At 71.4% G+C, this 2,003-nt stretch carries 2 protein-coding genes; both read left to right on the top strand.

The window, feature by feature from the left end; all coding sequences use genetic code 11:
- Positions 1 to 365: 365 nt before the first annotated feature.
- A complete protein-coding gene (locus I73_RS26930; RefSeq protein WP_022980240.1) occupies positions 366 to 1,655 on the top strand; it encodes a TolC family protein in 1,290 nt (429 codons plus the stop codon).
- 43 nt (positions 1,656 to 1,698) lie between these two features.
- The coding region (locus I73_RS26925; RefSeq protein ID WP_148289737.1) for a biotin/lipoyl-binding protein at positions 1,699 to 2,003 on the top strand (305 nt) is incomplete at its 3' end.

The raw sequence follows: 2,003 nt of genomic DNA, 5'->3' as shown, positions 1-2,003 counted from the left end.
ATGCGGTTGGTGCTCAGCCGTTCCAGGCCTTCGCCTTCCAGCACTTGGGCCGTGGCCTCGAAGATGGCCCGCAGCGTGTCGTCGACCCGGGCCTGCACGGGCGCCTTGCGCCAGCGCCCCAGGCGCGAGGTGGAGGTGTTCATGGGTGAAAAGGGGACTGAAAACTGAGCCTGGGGGCCTTGACCCACGCGGCGGGTCGCCGTGACCGACCGCGACCCGGCGCCGCCGGACGGGCCGGAATGGATCGGCTTGACGCGCATCAAGGGCGCTGGAATCTGAGCACCCGAGGGCGGCCCCGCTTCCTAGAATGAATTTCATGCTGCGCTGCAACGACGGCGCGGCGCCCGCCACTTTGCCACAGCCCCATGCCGCAGCCTCTGTCCGACTTTCGTTGGCGCCTCGCGCCCGTCCTGCTGGCCTGCCTCTCCATGCACCCGGGGCTGCGCGCCGAGACCCTGGCTCAGGCCATGGACCAGGCGGTGCAGGTCGATGGCCAGCTGCAGGCCAGTGAACACCAGCTGAGTGCTGCCCAGGCGGCGCTGGCCGCGGCCCAGGGCCAGGCCCTGCCCAGCTTCGCGGTGGATGGGCTCTACAACCATTGGTCGCAAGCCCCGGCCGTGCAGGCCACCGTGCCCATGCTGGGCACCTTGCAGATGCCGGTGATGGAGGTCAACGGCGGCGTCTACCGCGCCGGCGTGAGCGTGCCGCTCTACACCAGTGGGGCCCTGAGCAGCAACGCCCAGGCGGCCGAGGCCACGGTGGGCGCGGCCCGCAGCGCCAGCGAGCGCAGTCGCCAGGACCTGCGCCTGCAGGTGGCCGAGGCCTACATCAACGTGCTGCGCGCCCGCAGCCTGCTGGAACTGGCCGAGAGCGGGGTGCAGACCCTGGCCTCGCACCTGGTCGATGTGAAGGCCTATCTGGACAAGGGCCTGGTGGCCCGCAGCGACCTGCTGGCCGCCCAGGCCGCGTCTGACAACGCCCGCCAGGACCGCATCCGCGCCCAGACCGCGGTGCAGATCGCCGAGTCGGCCTACAACCGCCTGCTGGGCCGCCCGCTGACCCAGCCGGTGGTGATCGACGAGATCGCGGTCGGCCCGACTGACCTGGCCACGCTGGACACCGGCCGCATCCGCGCCGAGGTGACCGCGCTGATCCGCCAGACCGAGGCCCTGCGCGCCCAGTCCGACGCCGCGCGGGCCCAGGGCGGCCCGCAGGTGATGCTGAGCGCCGGCTTCAACCAGATGGACAACCGCTACCTGGCCAAGGAAGGGCTGTGGAACGTGGCGGTGGGCCTGCACTGGTCGCTCTTCGACGGCGGCGTGTACCGCAGCCAGGCCGATGCGCTGGCGGCCAAGGCCGATGCGGTGGCCGCCCAGCGGGCCGATGCCGAGACCCAGATCGCGCTGCAGCAGCGTGCCGACCGCCTGCGGGTGGACGAGGCCGCCGCCCGCATCGACGCTGCGCAGAGCGCGGTGGCCCAGGCCGACGAGAACCTGCGCGTGGCGCGGGACCGCTACCAGTCCGGCGTGGGCACCAACACCGAGGTGCTGGACGCCGAGACCCTGCGCCTGAAGAGCCACAACAACCTGAGCACCGCCCGCCACGACCATGCCCTGGCGGTGCAGCGGCTCAAGCGCGACTACGACGCCCTGTGACCTCGCCCCTTCCATTCCATACCGCTCTCCATACCGATCTGCCATGAAACTCTCCAAACCTGTCGTGTTGGGAATCGGGGCCGCGGCCGTGCTCGTGGCCGCCGTGCTGGGTTGGCGTCTGGTGCTGGCGCACCGCGCGCTGCCGGAAGGGCTGATCCAGGTGAATGGCCGCATCGAAGGCGACCAGGTCAGCGTGGCCAGCAAGCTGGCCGGGCGCATTGCCGAGCTGAAGGTGCGCGAGGGCGACAGCGTGCAGGCCGGCCAGGTGCTGGCGGTGATGGACGCGGCCCAGATCCAGGCCAAGGTGGAGCAGGCCCGGGCGGCCGTGACCGTGCTGCCTCCAGCGGC

Origin of the sequence: Ideonella sp. B508-1 (genome assembly GCF_000333615.1) — a bacterium.
In the GTDB taxonomy this organism is placed as follows: domain Bacteria; phylum Pseudomonadota; class Gammaproteobacteria; order Burkholderiales; family Burkholderiaceae_C; genus Ideonella.
This window is presented reverse-complemented; position numbering and strand designations above follow the sequence as displayed.